Origin of the sequence: Aliivibrio logei (assembly GCF_001691055.1) — a bacterium.
In the GTDB taxonomy this organism is placed as follows: Bacteria; Pseudomonadota; Gammaproteobacteria; order Enterobacterales; family Vibrionaceae; genus Aliivibrio; species Aliivibrio salmonicida.
Map to the genome: position 1 here is coordinate 1 of NZ_MAJU01000003.1, position 527 is coordinate 527.

1 protein-coding gene is annotated in these 527 nt (G+C 54.6%); it reads right to left on the minus strand.

What is annotated here, in order from left to right; translation table 11 throughout:
- Positions 1-527, minus strand: a 527-nt coding sequence (locus tag A6E04_RS00435) for an Ig-like domain-containing protein (RefSeq protein ID WP_139078717.1), incomplete at both ends; no start/stop codon positions are given.

Genomic DNA, 527 nt, shown 5'->3' on the forward strand with positions numbered 1-527 from the left:
CCCGTTGCTGTGCCCGTTACCGCAATAGTTTGTCCACTTTCAGCCGCGTTAATCACGTCATCTGCCGTGATATCGGCCACCGTTACGGTGCCAGCATCCGCTGATGTATCGACCGTGTGGGTTGAAGTCGCAGTACTGTTAACTTCGTTGTCCGCCGCGTCCGTTGACGCCACGCTTACCTCAAACTCGGTGTCGGCTGCAAGATCGGCGCCCGCCACATCGACTGTCCAGTTACCGTTCGCATCAACCGTAGTGTCGTAAGCCTGACCATTGATGATCATGGTCACCACATCGTTTTCGCTGATGTCACCACCGATCGCTGTGCCCGTTACCGCAATAGTTTGTCCGCTTTCTGCCGCGTTGATCACGTCATCTTCAGTGATATTCGACACTGTTACGGTGCCTGCATCTGCAACCAGATCGACCGTGTGGGTTGATGTCGCAGTGCTGTTAACTTCATTACCCGCCGCATCGGTTGACGCCACGCTTACTTCGAACTCGGTATCGTTAGCTAGATCATTGCCCGC